Raw genomic sequence first — 20,485 nt, forward strand, 5'->3', positions numbered from 1 at the left:
GCGGTGCGGCGAGGGACTGTTAAGGTCCGGCAACCGCCGCCGGGTCCCTGCATGCAGATACGTTTCGTCACCAAGCTTGCCCTGTCGATGGCGGCCTCGCTTCTTGTTCAGCCCAGGCCCGCCCGGTCGGCCGACGCGCCGGTCAGGCTCGCACCGCACCGCGTCGTCTACGACCTGACCCTCCTGTCGAGCCGGGGTACGCGGGGTGTCGAGAGCGCACGCGGCCGCATCGTGTTCGACCTCACGGGCAATGCCTGCGAGGGCTACAATCTCAAGTTCCGGCAGGTGATGGTCGTCGAGGGGTCGGAATCCGGGTCGAAGACGTCGGATTTCCGGACGGCTCATTTCGAGAGCGGCGACGGCCGGCTGTTTCGCTTCCGCAGCGACAACACCACTGGCGAAGGCGCGAAGACGTCCGTCGACGGCAATGCGGAGCGGCGACCCGGGGGGTTGACCCTTCGGCTTCGCGTTCCGAAACGGCAGAGCCTCTCGCTCGACAACGAGGCCGTGTTTCCGAACACTCAGATGCGCGATCTGATCACGGCCGGCCGTGAGGGGCGGAAGCTCGTGCCGATGAAGGTGTATGACGGATCGGACGACGGCCAGAAGGTCTACGAGACCCTGGGCGTCGTCGGCGACCGCCTCGCCCCGAAGCCGGAGGACGAGTTCGAAGAGGCGGCCCGCAAGAGCGAACTCACGAAACTCGCACGCTGGCCCGTGACGCTGAGCTATTTCACCCAGGCCAGGGGGGACCAGTCACCCGTCTACGTGCTGAGTTTCGAGCTGTACGAGAACGGGATCAGCCGGGCGCTGAAGCTCGATTACGGCGATTTTGCCCTGAGGGGCGAGATGGTCAGGCTCGACCTCCTGCCCGATTCCCGCACCTGTCCGCGCTGACCGGGAGTGGCGGGTTCGTACTGTTCGACGCGGACCTGCCGCCGACTCAAGGATACCAATCGGCCTCGGGCGAGAGCAGTTGCTTGGCGGACATGATCCGCTCGGGGCCGAGCCCGGTTTCGTCGCCGATCGCGAGGAGCAGCCGCTCGTCGGACGCGACATGATCCAGAATGGCGGCGAGAAAACCGGGTCCGGACGCCGCGGTTCGGATGGTGGCCGGGTCCAGTCCGCTCGCGGCCAGGAATTGGCCCAGGCGCTCGGAATCGGAGACCAGGGAGTTCAGAACCTCGAGCGCAATCGACTCCGCGTCCTGTTTGGACATGATGGCGCCTCTTCTGCCGGTGCGTGGTGATTCTCCTTTCATCAAGGTCTCCCGGCTAGTCTCTCCAGATGACCAAAGCGACGACCTTCCAGCTCGGGTTCCCCGCGCGATCAGGACGGATCTGATGACCAAGACAGTGCTCATTGTCGAGGACAACGAGCTCAACATGAAGCTGTTCGGCGATCTGCTGGAAGCCCATGGCTACGCGACTCTGAAGACGGGCAACGGCATCGAGGCGATCGAGCTGGCCCGTTCCAACCGGCCTGACCTGATCATCATGGACATCCAATTGCCGGAGGTGTCCGGGCTCGACGTCACACGTTGGCTCAAGGAGGACGAGGAGCTGAAGGCGATCCCCGTCATCGCGGTTACCGCCTTCGCGATGAAGGGCGACGAGGAACGAATTCGGGAGGGAGGCTGCGAAGCCTATCTGTCGAAGCCGATCTCGGTGGCCAAATTCCTGGAAACCGTTCGCACGTACCTCCAATAGCCTTTCAGTTCGGAGACGGATGATGCCGGCCCGCGTGCTCGTGGTGGACGATATGTTCACCAACGTGAAACTGCTCGAGACGAAGCTGACGGCCGAGTATTTCGAGGTGCTCACGGCCACGAACGGGCCGGACGCCATCGCGATCTGCGAGCAGGGGCTCTGCGACATCGTCCTGACGGACGTCATGATGCCCGGCATGGACGGCTTCGAGGTCTGCCGGCGCCTGAAGTCTTCCCCGACCACGACCCACCTCCCCGTGGTCATGGTAACCGCCCTCGACCAGCCGAGCGACCGCGTCCGCGGGCTCGACGCGGGCGCGGACGATTTCCTGACGAAGCCGGTGGACGACGTGGCGCTGTTCGCCCGCGTCCGCAGCCTCGTTCGCCTGAAGGCCGTGATGGACGAGCTTCGCGCCCGTCTCGTGGACACCCGGAGCCTCGGCTTCGGTGACGCGCTCGCTTCGGCCACGGCCGAGACGGGTCAGAATGGGCGCATCCTCCTCGTCGACGACCGGCCGAGTTCCTACGAGCGTCTCACGGCTGCCCTCAGCCATTACCACGTGGTCGAGGTCGAGCCGGATCCTCATCGCGCGCTTCTGCGGGCCGCGGAGGAGAATGCCGACGTCGTCCTCGTCAGCCTGGACCTTCGGGATTTCGACGGTCTGCGCCTCTGCGGCCAGCTCCGGTCGCTCGACCGGACCCGGAACGTCGCCGTGATCCTCCTGGCCGACATGGACGACAAGGCGCGGGTGCTGCGAGGCCTCGATATCGGCGCGCATGACTTTCTGGTCCGCCCGATCGATCGAAACGAGCTTGTCGCCCGCGTCCGGACCCAGGTTCGCCGGAAGCGCTATGCCGAGCGCCTCCGCGACGGCCTGCAGGCGTCGATGGAACTCGCCGTCACCGACGGCCTGACCGGACTGCACAACCGGCGCTATCTCGACGTCCATTTCGCCGCCTTGTTCGAGGACGCGCGCCGCCGGGGCACCGACGTGTCGGTGCTGCTCCTCGACATCGACAGGTTCAAGGCCGTGAACGACAGCTACGGGCACGACGTCGGCGACGACGTGCTGCGTGAATTCGCCAAGCGGATCGGCACGATGACGAGAGGTGTCGATCTCGTCGCCCGTTATGGCGGCGAGGAGATCGTGGTCGTGATCCCCGATGCGGGTCTCGACGAGGCTCGCCTCGTCGCCGAACGAATTCGACTCAAGATCGGGACGATCCCGTTCTCGCTGATGCGCCGCGACGGCCAGCTTCAGGTAACGGTCTCGATCGGTGTCGCGGCTCTGCAACGGGGCGATACCAACCCGGCTGAAGTGATCAAGCGCGCGGACGTCGCTCTCTACCGGGCCAAGCATGCCGGCCGGAACCGTGTCATCGCCGACGCGGCCTGAGCGTCTGGCGAAGGCGTCGCGCCCGCTCGGTGAACGCTTAACCTAAACAGACGTTTAACGGCGCGAAGGGGGTTCGCCGTATTGTGCTGCGTAGTCCTGACTCTGTAGATTGTCGGCAGGTGTTCAGCGCGTCCAACGCGCAATCGGACGCCCTCTGATGCTCAGGTCCGCCGCATCTCCTGGGTTTCGAGGGCTAGGCCGGTTCGGGAGCGGCACCAGCCTCCTCAACGTCGCTCCCGGCCGGCCACCACCATTCGGCCAGGGCTTGACTACGCCAGTTCGTCAGAAGGGAACGGCGAGCTCCGACCAGCCGGTGGAGCGCCGCTCCAGGTCCACCCAGACGCCGGTGCGGAGGCATTGTTGACGGCGCGGCTCGCAACTGGCCTCGCAACGGTCGACATTGCCGAAATGGTATCGGGCAACATGGGCGGGCGTGCAGGTGGCCTCGCACACGGCGCGATGGCCGCTGCAGCTCTGCTGCGCGAGGGCCGGCCCGATGGCGGCCCATGCCATCCCCGAACCCAGGATGATCCCGAGCATGCCTCGCATCATGGACGGCCTCCGCTGTCGATCAGGCCCGTGCGGGCTCCTCGGCGCCCACCGTCACCGTCACTTCGTCGTCCAGCGGCGTCAAGACGCTCAGGATCCGGTCGCGCACAGTATCGACATCGTCGTTCGGGGCAGGCGTGACATTCACGTGGAGGGACGAGTCGAGAGACTTGTCCCCGCGATTGGTCTTGAACCCGGCAATCACGCCCTCCCGGACGAGCCGGTTCAGCGCGGCGTTGATATCACCCCACGACGCCATCTTGCGCGCCTCCTGATTCACGTATCCCGCGATGTCTCGGACGTTCGCGGGTCCAATGGGTAAGAGCGCTCCTAGGGGAGCGCGAGCTCGGGACGAAGAGGCTACTTGATCTTCGTTTCCTTGAACTCGACATGCTTGCGCACGACGGGATCGTATTTCTTGACCGAGAGCTTGTCGGTCATGGTGCGGGAATTCTTCTTCGTCACGTAGAAATAGCCGGTATCGGCGGTCGACAGAAGTTTCACCTTGATGGTGACGGCCTTGGCCATGGTTTTCCCCTTGAAGTCGAAGCGGCGACGGCAAAGCCATGGATGCGCCGACGCAAAATGATCGCCGTCTACTCGCCGAAACCGTCCCGATCGTCAAGAACGCGAGACGACGCGGCCCCGCGCGCGATGGAGCTTTTCACAGCAGCTCGCGCAGGAACTGACCGCGTGCCTCCCGGTAGAACGGGACGGGAGCGTCCGTGTCGAGACCCTCGCCGAGGCGGTGTCCGAGCTCCTTCAGCATGATCGAGGTGATGCGGGGGAGTTCGAGGTCCTGCGCCTCTTCGAGATTCACCCAGACGAGTTCGACAAGCTCCTTGTCCGGCCCGACGAAACCCGGACTCTCGCTCTGGATGCGCTCCCGGTCGACGAGAAAGAAGCGCGTGTCGAACCGCTTCGGGCGGCGAGGCGGCGTGATCGCCCGCCCAAGGAAGACCACCGGTTCGAGGTCGGGCAGGATGCCGGCATCGTGGAAGGAATGCCATGCTCCCTCCGCCTTCCGACCCGGCGCGGACCCGCCCTCGGTCTTGCGGCCGATCAGCAGACCCGTCTCCTCGTAGGTCTCGCGGATCGCCGTCAGGGCGAGAGCCCGGCCGCGCCGGTCGGACGGTCGCGTGACCCGCGCCGAGAGGCGGGTCGCGACCTCCGGACGAAGTTCCGAGGCGGCCTTCATGAGGCCGTCGGATCGCTCCAGGCGACCGCCGGGGAAGACGAACATCCCGGGCATGAAGCGATGGCCGGCATGGCGCCGGCCCATCAGGACCTTGGGCTCGTCAGTGGACCTGTCGAGGATGATCAGGGTCGCGGCGTCCCGCGGCCGCTGGTTCGGCCAGGAGCGCGGTCGATCCGCGGACGCCATCTCCTGCCTCAGGCGTTCCCCACGCTCGCCGCTCAATCGCCGTCTCCCCCGACGGGCCCGGGACATGCCCGAAACCGTGCATGCCGAGCCCGTATTGCCAACCGATGACGGCACCCTTCACCGGCTGCAGTAGCCCGAGCGACAAACCGACGGCAAGGCTCGGCCAGAGGACCGCATGGAGCCACAGCGGCACGTCCTCGAAGCGGGTCTCGCTGACATAGATGCCGTAGCCGACGATATGGCCGACGACGAACATCACGATGTAGGGCGGGAAGTCGTCCGCCCGATGATGATGGAAATCCTGCCCGCATGCCGAGCAGCTCGGCGCCACTTTGAGGAATCGGCCGAAGAGTCGTCCCTCGCCGCAGGCAGGGCAGCGACCGCGCACGCCCCGGAACACCGCCTCGAGAGCGCTTGGAACAGGCGGCGCCGGCACCGGCCTGGCTCCTCCGGTGTCAGAGGTGATGATCATGAGCGGCTCCTGCCCCGGATGCTGCCGCGCCCGTCGAGCATTCTCGGCTTTCCGCCACCCCGCGCGCCGGATGCCGCCCTGGTCTGGCCGCGGCGGGGGGTCTCGGCTTTCCGGGCCTCGCCCAGGATCTCGAAGCGGAGCGCGCCGGCCACCGGCGCCGCCTCGACGAGGCGGACCTCGACCGGGTCGCCCAGGCGGTAGGTGTCTCCGGTCCGCTGGCCGACCAGGGCATGGGTGGCCTCGTCATGCCGATAGAAGTCGGCCCCGATGGTTGCGGCGGGAACGAAGCCGTCGGCGCCCGTCTCGGTGAGCTTCACGAACAGGCCGGACCGGATCACCCCCGAGATCCGGCCGGTGAACGTGGCGCCGATCCGGTCTGCCAGATGAAAGGCGATGAGGCGGTCGACGGTCTCGCGCTCGGCCACCATGGCGCGGCGCTCGGCAAGCGAGATCTGCTCGGCGACCTTGGCCAGCGCCTCGGGCGAGGCGGTGTCCGGCAGGCCGTCCGATCCGAGCCCGGCCGCCCGGACCAGGGCGCGGTGTACCACGAGGTCGGCATAGCGCCGGATCGGCGAGGTGAAATGGGCGTAGCGGCGCAGGTTCAGGCCGAAATGCCCCTCGTTCTCGGGCGCATAGACGGCCTGCGCCTGCGACCGGAGCACGACCTCGTTGATGAAGGTCTCGTGCGGGGAGCCTGAGACCTGCCGCAGGATGCCGTTGAAGAGCGCGGGCCTGATCGCGCCGGTCTTCGGCAGCTTGATCCCGACGGAGGCCAGAACTTCGCCGAAGGCCCGCATCTTCTCGAGGGACGGCTCGCCGTGAACGCGGTAGATCAGGGGCGACTTCGCCTTCTCGAGCGTCTCGGCCGCCGCCACGTTGGCTGCGATCATGAATTCCTCGATGAGCCGGTGCGCTTCGAGCCGCTCCGGCACCGTGACGCGGTCCACGGTGCCGTCCGGCTTCAGGAGGATCTTGCGCTCGGGCAGGTCGAGAAAGAGAGGCCCCCGGGCATCCCGCGCCGCGGCGAGGCAGGCATAGGCGGCCCAGAGCGGCCGCAGGACGCCGTCGAGGAGAGGTCCGCTCGCGTCGTCGGGCCGCCCGTCGATGGCCGCCTGAGCCTGCTGATAGGACAGCTTTGCGGCCGACCGCATCGCGATCCGGTGGAAGCTGTGCCCGAGCTTGCGGCCATCCCGGTCGAAGCGCATCCGGACGGCGATCGCGGGCCGCATTTCGCCGGAGCGCAGCGAGCAGAGGTCGTTCGAGATCCGCTCCGGCAGCATCGGGACGACCCGGTCCGGAAAGTAGACGGAGTTGCCGCGTTCCAGCGCCTCGCGGTCGAGGGCGGAGCCGGGCCGCACATAGGCCGCGACATCGGCGATCGCCACCGTGACGAGGTGGCCTCCCGCGTTGCCGGGATCCTCGTCCGGTTCCGCGTGGACGGCGTCGTCATGGTCCTTGGCGTCCGGTGGGTCGATCGTGACGAGGGGGAGGTCGCGACAATCCTCTCGCCCCCGAATGGTGGCCGGCCGGGCCTCCTCGGCCTCGGCGAGCGCGGCCGACGAGAAGACATGCGGGATGGCATGGGTGTGGATCGCGATCAGGCTCACGGCCTTCTCGGACGCGAGCGAGCCGAGCCGCTCCCGGACCCGGGCGCCGGTGGATCCGAAGCCGCCGGATTTCAGCACGGTCACGGAGACAAGCTCGCCGTCTTCGGCGCCATTCTCGTCGCCGGGCCGAACCTGCAATTCCCGGCTGGCCGACTTCTTGTCGACCGAGACCAGGCGTCCGCCTCCGCCCGGAAGACGGCGGAACACGCCGATCGCCGTCGCCCGGTCCCGCGGCAGCACCTTCGCGATCCGGGCCGTGTAGCCGGCCGTCGGATCCGCCCGCGGATCGATCCGCAGCAGCACCTGGTCGCCGATCCCGGCCGCCCGCTCGCCTCGGGGAAGGCGCCTCCCCGGGATGATCGTGATCCGCGGCGGATCGCCCTCCGTGGGTTCCCATTCCGTCGGCTCGGCCACGAGTTCGCCGTCAGTGTCGCGGGCCACGATGGTGCCGGGCAGGATGGCCGGCAGCACGGCCGTCGCGGTGACCCGCTTGCCGCGGCGCGAGAGCAGGCCGTCATCCTCGAGGTCGCGCAGGAGACGCTTCAGCTCGCTCCGATCCTCACCCAGAACCCCGAAGGCTCGGGCGATCTCCCGCTTGCCGACCTTGCCGGTCGCGGTGGCCACGAAACGAGCGATGTCGTCGCGAGAGGGGAGGCGGGACCCGTCCTGGGCCTGCTTGGGGGGTCGGGGCAAGGAGTGATCCGTCGGCGGATGCGGCCGCCGCACGTCGAGAAGGGGAGGGCGCTACTCGGCCGAATATGGCGGCGGACCCGCCTCCGCACAACGGCGTCGGGCGGATGCGTCCGGCCAGCAACGATGCCGGCGAGGGACCTCGCCCCTTCACCTATTTCGAGGCGCTTTCGAAGGCGGTGAGCAGCGCCGAGGTGGGATTTTCCGCGCAATATCTGCCGAGGTTCTTGCCAGTGGCGACGACCCTGTCGAAATCGATGATCGGATCGTCATCTTCCTTCATCGAATAGGCGGACAGCCACATCAGGATCTGCCCGTGGAAATCCTTGTCCTGCTTGATGAAATCACCGCATTGAACGGTTCTGAGATCGAGCTTCTCCGCGAGGGCCGATCCGGTAGCCGCGAGCCCGATGACGAGGGCCAGAACGGGGCTGAGACGCATGCGCTTTCTCCATTGCATCGAGGGCCGCTGCTGCAGCGTCGCAGATCGAGCGGCGGACGAGAAGGGGGAGGCCGGTCGCCAGAGGCATGTCCATGGGCCGGCGGCAGACGACTTCCCTCGATCCCCGATGACTCATAGAGATGTTGTAGATCGGCAGTAGAGGCACGTGGGAGGACGGCTTCCCGGTGCAGGTCTTCCTGGTCACCATGGGCTCGCACGGCGACGTCTTGCCCTTCGTCGCGCTCGGAGCCGAACTCCAGGGCAGGGGACATGCCGTCCGTCTCGCGGCGCCTGCCCCGTTCGCGGCGCTCGCGGACCGCGCCGGGCTGCGCTTCCATCCTCTCGGCTCCCCGGCCGAATACGACCGGATGTTCGGCGAACCCGATTTCTGGCATCCGCGGCGGGGAATCCACGCCGCCTTCGCGTTCAACACGGCCATGACAGAGCCGGTCTTCCGATGGATCGAGAAGGACTGGCGGCCGGCGCAGGGACTCGTGGTCGCCTCGGCCTCGAGCTTCGGCGCGCGGGTAGCTCAGGATCGGCTCGGTACGCCCGTCGTCACCGTCCATGTGAGCCCGCTGCTGGTGGAGAGCCGCTCTGCCTCGCCGTCGCTGCCCGGGCTCTCGGGCTCCCGGTTCGCCTCGTCGCGGCTTCGACACCTCGCCTGGCGAGGGGCCGATCGCCTGGTCGTCGACCCGGCCGCCCTGCCGAGGCTGAACGCCTTTCGGGCGATGCTCGGCCTCCCGCCGGTCGGACGGCTGCGTCATTGGTGGAACAGCCCCCTCGGCGTGATCCTGATGTTTCCCGGCTGGTACTGCCCGCCGCAGCCCGACTGGCTTTCGCAGATCCGACAGGTCGGCTTCCCTGTCGCCGATCGCCTGGGCGACGAGGAGGCCCTGGATCCGGACCTCCTCGCCTTCCTGGAAGCCGGCGAGCCGCCGCTCGCCTTCACCTACGGATCCACGATGCGGCACGGCGCGGCCTTCTTCGAGGCTGCCCTGCAGATCTGCCGCCGCATGGGCCGTCGCGGCATCCTCCTGTCACGCAGGGAAGAGCAGGTGCCGCCAAACCTTCCGCCGGATGTCGTCCACGTTCGCTACGCGCCCTTCGGCGCGCTCCTGCCGCGATGCGTGGCGCTCGTTCATCACGGCGGGGTCGGGACCGTCATGCACGCGTTCGCGGCCGGCATCCCGCAACTCGTCTCGCCGCTCGCCTTCGACCAGTTCGACGGGGCCGAGCGCGTCGAACGCCTGGGGGTCGGCAAGCGCCTGAGCCGCGGCGCTTTCGACCCGGCCAGGGCGGAGAGGCGCCTTCGTGGGCTCCTGTCGTCCGGGGCCGTCCGGGCGGCCTGCCGCCTCGCACAGCTCCGGATGGCAGGTCGAAACGGAGTGCCGGAGGCCTGCGACGAGATCGAGAGGCTGGCGGGTTCGATCGGCCTCGCCGGCTCGAGCCGAAGCGAGTTGTGACCTAACCCCTTGAGTTTGTCCGGAACCAAACGGCGCTCCCGACGCTACTCGCACCGCAGGGTCTTTCGACCCTCGACAGTGAGGGAGGACTCCATGAGCATTTTCGGTTCGATCATGTCCAAGATCTTCGGCACGGAGGCGAAGGCCGAAGGAAGTTCCGCGGCGTCCGGCACGGCCGGCGGCACCTCCGGAGCCACGGCGACGGCCAGCGTCTCGCCCGGCGGCACGACGGCCAAGCCCGGCGGAGCCGTGGATGTCGAGGCGATCATGACCGACCTCGCCGCCAAGTCCGGACGCCCCTCGAACTGGCGCGTGTCGATCGTCGACCTGATGACGCTGCTGAACCTCGATAGCTCGCTCGCCAACCGCAAGGAACTCGCCAAGGAGCTCGGCTATACGGGCGACACGAATGACAGCGCCACGATGAACATCTGGCTGCACAAGCAGGTGATGCACAAGCTTGCCGAGAATGGCGGCAAGGTGCCGGACAACATCAAGAACGCTTGATCGACCCTTCGGGTCTGGGCTTCCTCGCTTGGGAAAGCCCAGACCCCACCCGGCTTGTTCGCGCGCGGCCTTGCCCCTATAGCAGCGCGTCGGCGGCGACCTTTCGGGGCTCCCCGGCCATGATGCGGCCTTCGTCTATCGGTTAGGACACCAGCCTTTCACGCTGGGGAGACGGGTTCGACTCCCGTAGGCCGCGCCAGGGCCGCACTGCCATACCGCGCCGTAACCAGGGGCCGTAACCAGGGCTTGACGCTTCCTCGCCTAGATCGCGGCAGGGCTCGTCTCCGGGCCGCTCGGGATCGTGCATGACCAAGGCACAGCTCGCCGCCGAGATCCGCAAGGTGGTGAAGATGCAGCTCGACGATTGCGAGCGCGCGATCAAGGCCGGCACGCGCTCGATCGCTCTCTTCGAACTCGAAGACGCGGCGAAGCGCCTGCAGAAGATCGCGGCCCTGCTCGAGGCCGCCCCGCGCTGATCAGGCCGCCGGAGCGAGCAGAGGTGCGAGGGTGACGGCCCTCGTATCCTGATCGTAGGCCTGGACCGTACCGGTGGTCTCGATCTCGGCCACCACCTCCATCAGGAGCCGCAGCCCCATCGGGGCGAGGGCGCGGCGCCAGAGGCTGCCAGCATCGTCGTCCGGATAGACGAAGCACCAATCCTGGGCGGCGAGCGCCCCCGCATCCATGCCGCCGGACAGGTGGTAGACGCTTCCACCGGCGATCGGATCGCGCTCCTTCATCGTCCATTCCACGGCCGCGATGCCGCGATGACGTGGCAGCAGGGACGGGTGGTAGCCGATGGAGGCGACGCGCGCCTTGGCCCGGGCATCAGCGGTCACGAAGGCGTGGGTATGGGCGGCGACGATCACGTCGACCGACTCGGCCGGGATCTCGGCGGCCCCCACGCGGTGCGGGTTGTCGAGCACGACCGTTGGCACCTCAGCCCCTCGGGCCGCTTTCGCCAGCGCATCCTCCTCGCCGTTCGTCGCGCATACCGCGAGATCGTGGCCGGCTGCGTTGAGCAGTCGGAACATCTCCGCCCCGAACCAGCGCGTTCCGACAAGAGCGATCTTCATCCCGTGACCTCGACCTCCATGAAACCCGCACCATGCGCAGATCGGCCGGCGAGGTCCATCGGCGGACGGGGCGAAGCTCTGCCGTCTCCGGATCGGTTCAAAACGCCCGCGCGGCTCAGCCTCTTCGGGCGGGACGGCGCGAGGGCTAGAGCCGGACCGCCCGAAGCGTGTGGTCGGCCCGGGAGGCGCGCTCGGCGACCGCGACAATATCGAGAGCACGCCAGGGCTTCGGAATGTAGGTGGCGCGTGCGGGAAGGTCCGAGGGGCACATGCCGGGGCGACCCGAGGTCACGATGACGCTGACGCCGGGCCAGAGCACGGACACGCGATGCGCGAGCGCAATGCCGTCCATCGCACCGGAGAGATGGATGTCGGCGATCAGCAGCGTCACCTGTCCGGAGCGGTTGCAGAGGCATTCGATCGCCTCCTCGGCCGAGCGAACCTCGTCGACCTCAAGATCGAATTCCCGCAGCATCATGGCGCCGAGCGCAGACTGGCCCGCATCGTCCTCCGCGATGAGCGCCGTCATCGGCCGTCGCGTTGCCCGATCCAGCATCGGTCGATCCTGTCTCGCCGTCTCGTGAGAGCCCGGGCGGGTGCGCGCTTCCGCGTCCGACCCGCACGCCCCGGCTCCCGACACACTCGCGGAAACACGCCCGGCGAGCAACCCTGACATCGCCGATTCGCGGCTTGACGGCCCGGGCGGGAGGGCGGAGACACCCGCCAAGGGCTAGGGCCGTAGATAGGCCGACGGGTCCGTTGAGGGTGGGAGGCGTCGTTGAGGCTTCGGAACAAGACCGCCATCGTGACGGGGGCCGGGCAGGGATTCGGTCTCGGCATCGCCCGGACCTTCGTGCGGGAGGGAGCCCTGGTCGCCCTTCTCGATATCAATCTCGAGACGGTGGAACGGGCCGCGGCGGAACTCGGGCCGGCGGCGATGGCCTATCGCTGCGACGTGTCGAACGCAGCCGAGGTGGCGAGCGTCGCAGCCGAGGCGATCACGGGGCTTGGCGGCCTCGACATCCTGGTCAACAATGCCGGCATCACGCATCGCAACAAGCCGATGCTCGAGGTCGGCGAAGAGGAATTCGACCGCGTCTTCGCCGTCAACATGAAGTCGATCTTCCTGTTCGCGCATGCCGTCGTGCCGCATTATCGCGAGCGGGGGCGCGGGATCATCCTGAATATCGGCTCGACGGCCGGGCTTCGGCCAAGGCCCGGCCTCACTTGGTACAACGCCTCGAAGGGTGCCGTGAACCTCGTCTCGAAGTCGATGGCGGTCGAACTCGCGCCCGACAAGATCCGGGTCAACGCGATCGCGCCGGTCGCGGGAGACACGCCCCTTCTCGCCTCGTTCATGGGAGAGGACACGCCGGAGAAGCGGGCAGCCTTCCGGGCCACCATTCCGTGGGGCCGTCTCTCGACCGCCGACGATATCGCCAACGCCGCCCTGTTCCTGTGTTCCGACGAAGCCGAGATGGTCACCGGCACGGTGCTTGCCGTCGATGGCGGCCGATGCATCTGAGGACCGATCACCGATGAGCCAGCTCTTCTCCCCCATTTGGCTCGGCGAGCTCGACCTTGCCAATCGCATCGTCATCTCTCCGATGTGCCAGTACAGCGCCATCCACGGGGATGCGACGGACTGGCATCTCGTACATCTCGGGTCACTCGCGATGTCCGGCGCCTCGCTCCTCGTCATCGAGGCGACCGCGGTCGAGGAGATGGGCCGCATCACCCATGGCGATCTCGGCCTCTATACGGAGGAGAACGAAGCCGCCTTGACGCGAATCGTCGCCTTCTGCCGCAAGCACGGGTCGGCGAAGCTCGGCATCCAACTCGCCCATGCAGGCCGGAAGGCCTCGAGCCAGGTGCCCTGGCAGGGCGGGCGGGCGCTGTCGGCCGACGGCGACCCGTGGAAGACGGTTTCCGCCTCCGCATTGCCCTTCGCCGATGATTGGCATGTCCCCGAGGCCGCGAGCGAAGACGATCTCGACCGGATCGTCGCGGCCTTCGAGACGGCGACGGCGCGCAGTGTCCGCCTCGGCCTCGACCTGATCGAGGTTCATGCCGCGCATGGCTATCTGCTGCACCAGTTCCTGTCCCCGATCTCGAACCAGCGCACCGACGCGTATGGCGGCTCGCTCGAGAACAGGATGCGGTTTCCGCTCCGGGTGTTCGAGGCCGTGCGGGCAGCCGCGCCGGCCTCGGTCGCTGTCGGCGCCCGCATCACCGGTTCCGACTGGATCGAGGGCGGCGTCACGGTCGAGGAGGCGGTGGCCTTCGCCTCGGAGCTGCGGGCGCGCGGCTGCCATTACGTCGACGTCACCTCCGGCGGCATCTCGCTCGGCGCGAAGATCGAGCTCGGCCCCGGCTACCAGGTTCCCTTCGCGGCGGAAGTCCGGCGTCGGGCGGACATCCCGGTCTGGAGCGTCGGGTTGATCGTGACGCCGGAACAGGCCGAGGACATCGTCGCCTCGGGCCGGGCCGACATGGTCGCGCTCGCCCGCACCGTGATGGACGATCCGCATTGGGCCTGGAACGCCGCGCAGGTGCTGGGGGCCGAGGTCGAGCGCCCGCCGCAATACGCGCGCGCCGCTCCGAAGCATTGGCCGGGCGCGGGATACAAGGTCGAGGCGCGGACGCCCCTCGGCCGGGCCGCCGAATAGACGGAGAGGGTGGGATGGCCGAAGTCTTCATCTGCGGTTCGGTGCGCACGCCGATCGGCCGTTACGGCGGGGCGCTCGCCTCTGTCCGGACCGACGATCTCGCAGCCATTCCGATCCGTGAACTCCTCCGCCGTCACCCCGGCATCGCCGATCATGTCGACGAGGTCTTCTACGGCTGCGCCAACCAGGCCGGCGAGGACAACCGCAACGTCGCCCGGATGGCGACGCTGCTGGCCGGGCTGCCGGCCTCGACGCCGGCCGCGACGCTGAACCGGCTCTGTGCCTCGGGGCTCGATGCGGTCGGGGCCGCGGCGCGGGCCATCAAGTCGGGCGAGGCGGATCTCTGCATTGCGGGCGGGGTGGAATCGATGACCCGCGCGCCCTTCGTCATGGGTAAGGCCGAGACGGCTTTCGCGCGCGCGGCCGATATCCACGACACGACGATCGGCTGGCGCTTCATCAATCCGCTGATGAAGGCGCAATACGGCGTCGATTCGATGCCGGACACGGCCGAGAACGTCGCCGAGGAATTCCAGGTCTCGCGCCAGGACCAGGACGCCTTCGCGCTCCGCTCGCAGCAGCGCGCCGCGTCGGCCCAGGCGGAGGGCCGTCTCGGCGCCCAGATCGTCGCCGTCGAGATCGCCGGCCGCAAGGGCCAGGTGGTTCGGGTGGAAGAGGACGAGCATCTGCGGCCCGACACGACCGCCGAAACGTTGGCCAAGCTGAAGCCGATCCGGCCCGGCGGCTCCGTCACGGCCGGGAATGCCTCGGGCGTGAACGATGGCGCCGGCGCCATCATCCTCGCTTCGGAGGCAGCAGCCGCGCGTCACGGCCTGACGCCGCGGGCGCGCGTTCTCGGCCTCGCCTCGGCCGGCGTGCCGCCGCGAATCATGGGGATCGGCCCGGTGCCGGCGACCGAGAAGCTCCTCGCGCGGCTCGGCCTCAAGGTCTCCGACCTCGACCTGATCGAACTGAACGAGGCCTTCGCCTCGCAGGTCCTGGCCTCGCTTCGGCAACTCGGCATCCGGGATGATGCCGAACACGTCAATCCGAATGGCGGCGGCATCGCGCTCGGTCATCCTCTCGGCATGTCGGGGACCCGCATCGCCATGGACGTGGTCGGCGAACTCGAACGGCGCGGTGGCCGCTTTGGCCTCGCGACGATGTGCGTCGGTGTGGGCCAGGGCGTCGCCATGGTCTTCGAACGCGTCGCATGACGACGACGACACAGACCCCGTCGCGGCGCGCTTGCACGGGCTCGGACGAGCCTCTATACGGCCGCGACCGATGCGGCCTTGGGCCCTCGGGCGCGTAGCTCAGCGGTAGAGCACTGTGTTGACATCGCAGTGGTCACAGGTTCGATCCCTGTCGCGCCCACCATCCTCCCGACACTGATCAGATTGGACGCCGGGTGCCTTTTGGCGCCGGGCAATGAGGGTCTGCCTGCGCCGTCGTAGAGCAGGACAACGCTTTCCGTAGCCGGTTTGATGAACGAAGTATTAACAACCAGGGTGAGGCAAACTACGCCCGTCCGTGGCCGGACTTGTTCAGACCGCCTGCAACTCACCTTTCCGTGATCGATTGTTGGGTCCGGGATGGCCTGTGTCTCTCATGCACTAGCCGGGATGTGCGGCTTGCCTCATGGTCGGCTCATCAGAACACGTCGAGGCTCCCGTGAAAAAGCTTGCTCTCCTGTCGACCGCATCTCTCGCCATCCTGACCGGTGCTGCTTTCGCCGCCGATCTTCCCTCCCGCCGCGCTCCTCCGGTGGCCTATGTCGCGGTTCCGGTCTTCACCTGGACGGGCTTCTACATCGGCGGTAACGCCGGCTACGGCTTCAGCGACACGGGTCGCGTCACCACCGTCGGTAACGGCGCGGTGACTGCGGCCAACGTGGCGGCAGGCTTCCGGCCTTCCTCGTTCGGGCTCGAGCCCGAGGGCTTCGTCGGCGGCGGCCAGATCGGCTACAATTATCAGTTCGGTTCGGTGGTCGTGGGCATCGAGGCCGATGCCATGTTCACGGATCTCGCCCGCACGACCGATTACGTCAGCCCGCGCGGCGATCGCTCCAGCTTCCGCCAGACCCAGGATTACCTCGGGACCGTGCGAGGCCGCATCGGCTATTCCTTCGACCGACTGCTCGTGTTCGCGACCGGCGGTTTCGCCTACGGCGACGTCTACAACCGCGCCGCCTTCTACAACTTCGCCCCGCCGCAGAACGTCCAGTTCCTCGGCTCGCGGAAGGACACGGAGACCGGCTATACGGTCGGCGGCGGCGTGGAATACGCCATCCCGAACTACACGCTCTTCAACTCCGCCGTCACCGTGAAGGCCGAGTACCTCTATTACGACCTCGGCAGGAGCAACATCGTCGTCGGCAACGTGCCCCCGACGGCGCCGAATTCCTACACGACCCGCTTCTCGAACGATGGCCACATCGTCCGGGCCGGCCTGAACTTCAAGTTCGGCGGCTTCTGAGCGAGCCAATCCGTCACCAGGGTTGAAACCCCGGTGACATGAAAAAGCCGCCGGACCGTTGCTGCGGTCCGGCGGCTTCTTCGTTTGTTGGCCGGCCGCTTATCTGACCGGTGCGGTCTGCCGATCAGCTCCGGCCGTGAACCAGCAGCGCCAGGATGTATCCCACCGCGCCGGCGATCAGGATCGCGGCGAGCGGGCTTTCGCCCACCTTCTGGGAAACGGCCTCCGTGCCTTGGCGGGCATAGCGTTCGGCATCAGGGTAGCGCCGGCGGCCTTCCTCGACATAGCGGCGACCCTGCTCGTAGACGTCGCCGGCGACGTCCGACGCCTGGTCCGCATAATCCTTCACGGCATCCTTGGCCTGTCCATAGGCCTGCTGGGCCGCGCCCTTCGCTTCGTTGAGCTTGCCTTCGGCCTGGGTCTTCGTGTCCCCCGTCACGTCGCCGAGCGCGCCTTCAACCTTGCCGCCGACCTTGTTCACGGTACCGGTCACTCGATCATTGTCCATTTTCGCACTCCTGGTTCCGGCACGCTAACGACCCGGGCAGGGCAAAGTTCGACGGGCGCCGCCCTCAATGCACGACCGGGCCCTTGAGCAGCTTGCGGCGGTCGACGGAATGGACGGTCGCGTCGAGGCTCCGTCCTTCGCGGTGCAGCTTCATCGGGACTTTCACGCCCGCAGGACCAAGCGCCCAGGCAGCACGGAAAAAGCCGGCCAAATCGGCCACGGGCCGTCCGGCCACTTCGAGTACGAGATCGCCCAGCTGCAATCCTGCCGATTCGGCTGGTCCCCCTCTGGCAACGCCTGCCACCGCGACGCGGCCGTCCACCTCCGTCGCGAACACGCCAAGCCAGGGCCGGGCCGGACGGTCCGCCTGGCCGAGGCGGAGCATGTCGTCGAGGATCGGCTTCAACACGTCGATCGGCACGATCATGTTGAGATGCTCGGCGCGGTCGGGGCTGCGCTCCTGCTGCAATTGCAGCGATCCGATCCCGAGGAGATGCCCGTCGGCTCCGATCAGCGCCGTACCTCCCCAATGCGGATGAGCCGGAGCCGTGAAGATAGCGTCCTCAAGGACATATTCCCAATAGCCGGCAAATTCCTGCTTCATCGCGATCCGGCCCGCGACCGAGCGGCGGCGGCCGCCTGCGCCCCCGATCACGACCGGGTCGCCGACCTTCGTGGCCGACGACCGTCCGAGCGGAAGTGCAGGCAGGTCGAGACGGGCGAGGACCTGGACCAGTCCGAACCCGGTCTCGCCGTCGATCCCGATCACGTGGCCCGGCGCGACACGGCCGTCGGACAAGGTCAGCCACACGGTCTCGGCTTCGGTGACCAGGTAGCCGATCGTGAGCACGATCCCGTCTTCGCGGATCAGGACGGCATTGCCGGCCCGCTCGGTCCCGAGCGTGTCGGCCGTGAAGGCGTCCGTCGGCACCGTCGCGGACAGTCCCATCACGGACGAGAGCGCGCGTTCCAGATCGTAGGAATAACCTTGCGGTTTTGGCTGAGCGGAAGGCGGCACCTTCCAGTCGCTCGGTGACATGATGATCCTTTGGCTTGCGAGGCCATCGGCAGGCGCAACCTTGGCGTCGGCGATGCAGCGGTAGTTCAATCGCCATCGGGCGGCGATGTCGAGGCCCCTCCGTGTCCTCCACGCCGCACCCTGCCGGAGCCCAGATTTGTGTGTCGTCGACGTGGACCCGATCGGGCTTGGCGGGCGTTTGCGACGGCGACCCTTCCGACCATCACGGGACTTCCATGAGCGATACCAAGACCGCGCCCGCGTCCGCGAGCGCTTCGCCCTACGTCATGCGAAGGTCGCGCGTTCGCGAAGGGTTTGCGAACCAGCTCGGCGCCAAGTGGGACGGGCTCGGCGTCAACTTCGCGCTCTTCTCGGCGCATGCCACCAAGGTGGAACTCTGCTTGTTCGACCAGGACGGCGAGACCGAACTCGAGCGGATCGAGCTGCCGGAATACACGGACGAGGTCTTCCACGGCTATCTGCCGGATGCCCGACCCGGCACGACCTACGGCTACCGGGTGCATGGTCCCTATGAGCCCGAGGCCGGGCACCGTTTCAATCCCTCGAAGCTGCTGCTCGACCCTTACGCGAAGCAGCATGTCGGCCAGCTCACCTGGGATCCGTCCCTCTTCGGCTATGTGGCCGGGACGGACGATCTTTCTTTCGACGACACGGATTCCGCGGCTTTCATGCCGAAAGCCCGGGTCATCGATCCTGCCTTCACGTGGGGAACCGACCGTCGTCCGCAGATCCCGTGGGAGCGGACGATCTTCTACGAGACCCACGTCCGCGGCTACACGATGCGCCACCCGGCCGTGCCGGACGCGCTCCGGGGCACGTTTTCCGGGCTCAAGGTGAGCGAGGTCGTGGACTACATCCGCTCGCTCGGCGTGACCTCGGTCGAGCTTCTGCCGATCCACGCCTATGTCGACGACGACTTCCTGCTTGCAAAGGGACTCCGGAATTATTGGGGCTACAACACGCTCGGCTTCTTCGCCCCGATGCAGCGTTATCTGGCCACGCCCTTCGTCAACGAGTTCAAGGAAATGGTCGCGGCCCTGCATGATGCCGGGCTCGAGGTGATCCTGGACGTCGTGTACAACCACACGGCCGAGGGCAACGAAATGGGGCCGACGCTGTCCTTCAAGGGCATCGACAACGCCTCCTATTACCGGCTGCTGCCTGACCAGCAGCGCTACTACATCAACGATACCGGCACCGGAAACACGCTGAATCTAAGCCACCCCCGGGTGCTGCAGATGGTGACGGATTCGCTGCGCTACTGGGCGCAGGAATGCCATGTCGACGGCTTCCGCTTCGATCTCGCGACGATCCTCGGCCGCGAACCCTATGGCTTCGACGAGGGCGGCGGCTTCCTCGATTCCTGCCGTCAGGACCCGGTGCTGTCTTCCGTGAAGCTCATCGCCGAACCATGGGATTGCGGTCCCGGCGGATATCAGGTCGGCGGTTTTCCGCCGGGCTGGGCAGAGTGGAACGATAAGTATCGGGACGACGTGCGGGGGTTCTGGAAAGGGGACGAGGGCAAGCTGCCGGACCTCGCCTCGCGGGTCACCGGCTCGGCGGCGATCTTCAACAAGCGCGGGCGGAAGCCGTGGGCGACCGTGAACTTCATCACCGCCCATGACGGTTTCACTCTGAACGACCTCGTGTCCTACAACGAGAAGCACAATGAAGCGAACGGAGAAGACAACCGAGACGGGCATTCGCACAACATCTCGTCGAACTACGGAGTCGAGGGTCCGACAGACGACCCCGAGATCAAGGAGATCCGTTATCGCCAGATCCGGAACTTCATGGCGACGCTGCTCCTCTCGCGCGGGACGCCGATGATCCTGGCGGGAGACGAGTTCGCCCGCACGCAAGGCGGCAACAACAACGCCTATGGCCAGGATTCCGAGATCGGCTGGATCGACTGGGAGGTGCCCGGTCCCTCGCGCGAGCTCGCGCTCTTCGTGCAGAAGCTGATCACGCTGCGGCAGGCGCTGCCGATGCTGCGGCGCGGTCGCTTCCTGACCGGTCAATACGACGAGGAGCTCGGTTCGAAGGACGTTACGTGGCTGACGCCCGCCGGCGACGAGATGACCGACGAACATTGGGGCGACGGCAACGCCCGCTGCGTCGGGGTGCTTCTCGACGGACGAGCCCAAGCGAGCGGCATCCGCCGTCTCGGGACCGATGCCACGCTCTACATGGTCTTCAACGCCCACCATGACGGTGTGAATTGCAAGCTGCCGCAGGCGCCGGGTGGCTCGGAATGGGTGCTCCTGATCGATACGAACCAGCCGGAGCTCGAAGATCTGCCCCTGTTCGCGATCGGGCATAACTACACGGCGACCGGACGCTCGCTCCTCCTGTTCATGACGAAGCCGAACATGCAGGCGGCCGGCAACGAGGACGCCCAGCGCTCCTACCAGCACGTCGTGGCGGCCTTCCAGCAGGCGATCGACGAGGATCTGGTGCTGCCGGAGGTGGCGGGGTGAGGGGGGACGGCCG

The 20,485-nt window shown here is 67.3% G+C and carries 23 protein-coding genes and 2 tRNA genes; 13 read left to right on the top strand and 12 right to left on the bottom strand.

The features are described from left to right. Nucleotides 1-51 precede the first annotated feature (51 nt). Nucleotides 52-897, top strand: coding sequence for a cell envelope integrity EipB family protein (locus ACFE87_RS18075; RefSeq protein WP_375461047.1), 846 nt, complete (start codon nt 52-54; stop codon nt 895-897). 46 nt (nt 898-943) lie between these two features. On the opposite strand, the gene ACFE87_RS18080 is transcribed toward ACFE87_RS18075, so the two are convergent. Further along, nucleotides 944-1,219, bottom strand: a complete 276-nt coding sequence (locus tag ACFE87_RS18080; RefSeq protein ID WP_375461048.1) for a DUF3572 domain-containing protein — start codon at nt 1,217-1,219, stop codon at nt 944-946. 124 nt (nt 1,220-1,343) lie between these two features. Between ACFE87_RS18080 and ACFE87_RS18085 the strand changes: the two genes are divergently transcribed. Together ACFE87_RS18085 and ACFE87_RS18090 are read left to right on the top strand one after the other, a co-directional pair. Continuing rightward, nucleotides 1,344-1,709: a response regulator gene (locus ACFE87_RS18085; RefSeq protein ID WP_375461082.1), complete on the top strand. Its 366-nt coding sequence runs from the start codon at nt 1,344-1,346 to the stop codon at nt 1,707-1,709. Between the two features lie 22 nt (nt 1,710-1,731). Further along, nucleotides 1,732-3,105 carry a PleD family two-component system response regulator gene (locus ACFE87_RS18090; RefSeq protein WP_375461083.1) on the top strand — a complete coding sequence of 458 codons (1,374 nt, stop codon included), beginning with the start codon at nt 1,732-1,734 and terminating at the stop codon, nt 3,103-3,105. A 282-nt stretch (nt 3,106-3,387) separates the two neighbouring features. On the opposite strand, the gene ACFE87_RS18095 is transcribed toward ACFE87_RS18090, so the two are convergent. The 7 genes from ACFE87_RS18095 to ACFE87_RS18125 form a co-directional block, all read right to left on the bottom strand. Further along, nucleotides 3,388-3,645 carry a hypothetical protein gene (locus tag ACFE87_RS18095; RefSeq protein ID WP_375461049.1) on the bottom strand — a complete coding sequence of 86 codons (258 nt, stop codon included), beginning with the start codon at nt 3,643-3,645 and terminating at the stop codon, nt 3,388-3,390. A gap of 31 nt (nt 3,646-3,676) precedes the next feature. Beyond that, nucleotides 3,677-3,934: a hypothetical protein gene (locus ACFE87_RS18100; RefSeq protein ID WP_375461050.1), complete on the bottom strand. Its 258-nt coding sequence runs from the start codon at nt 3,932-3,934 to the stop codon at nt 3,677-3,679. Between the two features lie 80 nt (nt 3,935-4,014). Beyond that, nucleotides 4,015-4,182 carry a 50S ribosomal protein L33 gene (gene rpmG, locus ACFE87_RS18105; protein WP_375461051.1) on the bottom strand — a complete coding sequence of 56 codons (168 nt, stop codon included), beginning with the start codon at nt 4,180-4,182 and terminating at the stop codon, nt 4,015-4,017. A 136-nt stretch (nt 4,183-4,318) separates the two neighbouring features. Beyond that, the gene (locus tag ACFE87_RS18110) at nt 4,319-5,038 is read right to left on the bottom strand and encodes an NUDIX hydrolase (protein ID WP_375461052.1); all 720 of its coding nucleotides are present in this window, start codon (nt 5,036-5,038) and stop codon (nt 4,319-4,321) included. Continuing rightward, nucleotides 4,953-5,510: a DUF983 domain-containing protein gene (locus tag ACFE87_RS18115; RefSeq protein ID WP_375461053.1), complete on the bottom strand. Its 558-nt coding sequence runs from the start codon at nt 5,508-5,510 to the stop codon at nt 4,953-4,955. Before ACFE87_RS18115 ends, ACFE87_RS18110 begins: the two co-directional genes overlap by 86 nt. After that, a complete protein-coding gene (rnr, locus tag ACFE87_RS18120; protein ID WP_375461054.1) occupies nt 5,507-7,810 on the bottom strand; it encodes a ribonuclease R in 2,304 nt (767 codons plus the stop codon). Before rnr ends, ACFE87_RS18115 begins: the two co-directional genes overlap by 4 nt. 151 nt (nt 7,811-7,961) lie before the next feature. Beyond that, a complete protein-coding gene (locus ACFE87_RS18125) occupies nt 7,962-8,249 on the bottom strand; it encodes an HdeA/HdeB family chaperone (protein ID WP_375461055.1) in 288 nt (95 codons plus the stop codon). A 185-nt stretch (nt 8,250-8,434) separates the two neighbouring features. Between ACFE87_RS18125 and ACFE87_RS18130 the strand changes: the two genes are divergently transcribed. From ACFE87_RS18130 to ACFE87_RS18145, 4 genes are all read left to right on the top strand, one after another. Then, nucleotides 8,435-9,715, top strand: coding sequence for a glycosyltransferase (locus ACFE87_RS18130; protein ID WP_375461056.1), 1,281 nt, complete (start codon nt 8,435-8,437; stop codon nt 9,713-9,715). A gap of 93 nt (nt 9,716-9,808) precedes the next feature. Then, nucleotides 9,809-10,222, top strand: a complete 414-nt coding sequence (locus ACFE87_RS18135) for a DUF3597 domain-containing protein (RefSeq protein ID WP_375461057.1) — start codon at nt 9,809-9,811, stop codon at nt 10,220-10,222. A gap of 124 nt (nt 10,223-10,346) precedes the next feature. Then, nucleotides 10,347-10,421: transfer RNA gene (locus ACFE87_RS18140), tRNA-Glu, on the top strand. A gap of 106 nt (nt 10,422-10,527) precedes the next feature. Next, nucleotides 10,528-10,698, top strand: a complete 171-nt coding sequence (locus ACFE87_RS18145) for a hypothetical protein (protein WP_375461058.1) — start codon at nt 10,528-10,530, stop codon at nt 10,696-10,698. Here the strand turns inward: ACFE87_RS18145 and ACFE87_RS18150 are convergent, their stop codons facing one another. Together ACFE87_RS18150 and ACFE87_RS18155 are read right to left on the bottom strand one after the other, a co-directional pair. Beyond that, the gene (locus ACFE87_RS18150) at nt 10,699-11,298 is read right to left on the bottom strand and encodes a formyltransferase family protein (RefSeq protein ID WP_375461059.1); all 600 of its coding nucleotides are present in this window, start codon (nt 11,296-11,298) and stop codon (nt 10,699-10,701) included. Between the two features lie 145 nt (nt 11,299-11,443). Next, complete coding sequence (locus tag ACFE87_RS18155; RefSeq protein WP_375461060.1) at nt 11,444-11,854, bottom strand: response regulator; 411 nt, start codon at nt 11,852-11,854, stop codon at nt 11,444-11,446. Between the two features lie 222 nt (nt 11,855-12,076). Here ACFE87_RS18155 and ACFE87_RS18160 point away from each other — a divergent pair, with 222 nt between their 5' ends. The 5 genes from ACFE87_RS18160 (at nt 12,077) to ACFE87_RS18180 (ending at nt 16,445) form a co-directional block, all read left to right on the top strand. Next, nucleotides 12,077-12,823 carry a glucose 1-dehydrogenase gene (locus tag ACFE87_RS18160; RefSeq protein ID WP_375461061.1) on the top strand — a complete coding sequence of 249 codons (747 nt, stop codon included), beginning with the start codon at nt 12,077-12,079 and terminating at the stop codon, nt 12,821-12,823. Nucleotides 12,824-12,836: 13 nt separating this feature from the next. Continuing rightward, on the top strand, nt 12,837-13,967 hold the full coding sequence (locus ACFE87_RS18165; RefSeq protein ID WP_375461062.1) for an NADH:flavin oxidoreductase/NADH oxidase: 1,131 nt from the start codon (nt 12,837-12,839) through the stop codon (nt 13,965-13,967). A 14-nt stretch (nt 13,968-13,981) separates the two neighbouring features. Beyond that, on the top strand, nt 13,982-15,184 hold the full coding sequence (gene pcaF / locus ACFE87_RS18170; protein WP_375461063.1) for a 3-oxoadipyl-CoA thiolase: 1,203 nt from the start codon (nt 13,982-13,984) through the stop codon (nt 15,182-15,184). Between the two features lie 88 nt (nt 15,185-15,272). Beyond that, nucleotides 15,273-15,347, top strand: a tRNA-Val gene (locus tag ACFE87_RS18175). A gap of 294 nt (nt 15,348-15,641) precedes the next feature. Further along, nucleotides 15,642-16,445 (top strand): outer membrane protein, encoded by an 804-nt coding sequence (locus ACFE87_RS18180; RefSeq protein WP_375461064.1) that lies wholly within the window; start codon nt 15,642-15,644, stop codon nt 16,443-16,445. Between the two features lie 124 nt (nt 16,446-16,569). On the opposite strand, the gene ACFE87_RS18185 is transcribed toward ACFE87_RS18180, so the two are convergent. Continuing rightward, complete coding sequence (locus ACFE87_RS18185; protein WP_375461065.1) at nt 16,570-16,953, bottom strand: CsbD family protein; 384 nt, start codon at nt 16,951-16,953, stop codon at nt 16,570-16,572. A 64-nt stretch (nt 16,954-17,017) separates the two neighbouring features. Then, nucleotides 17,018-17,995: a S1C family serine protease gene (locus ACFE87_RS18190; protein WP_375461084.1), complete on the bottom strand. Its 978-nt coding sequence runs from the start codon at nt 17,993-17,995 to the stop codon at nt 17,018-17,020. 212 nt (nt 17,996-18,207) lie between these two features. Between ACFE87_RS18190 and glgX the strand changes: the two genes are divergently transcribed. Next, nucleotides 18,208-20,472 (top strand): glycogen debranching protein GlgX, encoded by a 2,265-nt coding sequence (gene glgX, locus ACFE87_RS18195; RefSeq protein WP_375461066.1) that lies wholly within the window; start codon nt 18,208-18,210, stop codon nt 20,470-20,472. Nucleotides 20,473-20,485 lie beyond the last annotated feature (13 nt).

Origin of the sequence: uncultured Enterovirga sp., from assembly GCF_964242715.1 — a bacterium.
In the GTDB taxonomy this organism is placed as follows: domain Bacteria; phylum Pseudomonadota; class Alphaproteobacteria; order Rhizobiales; family Beijerinckiaceae; genus Enterovirga.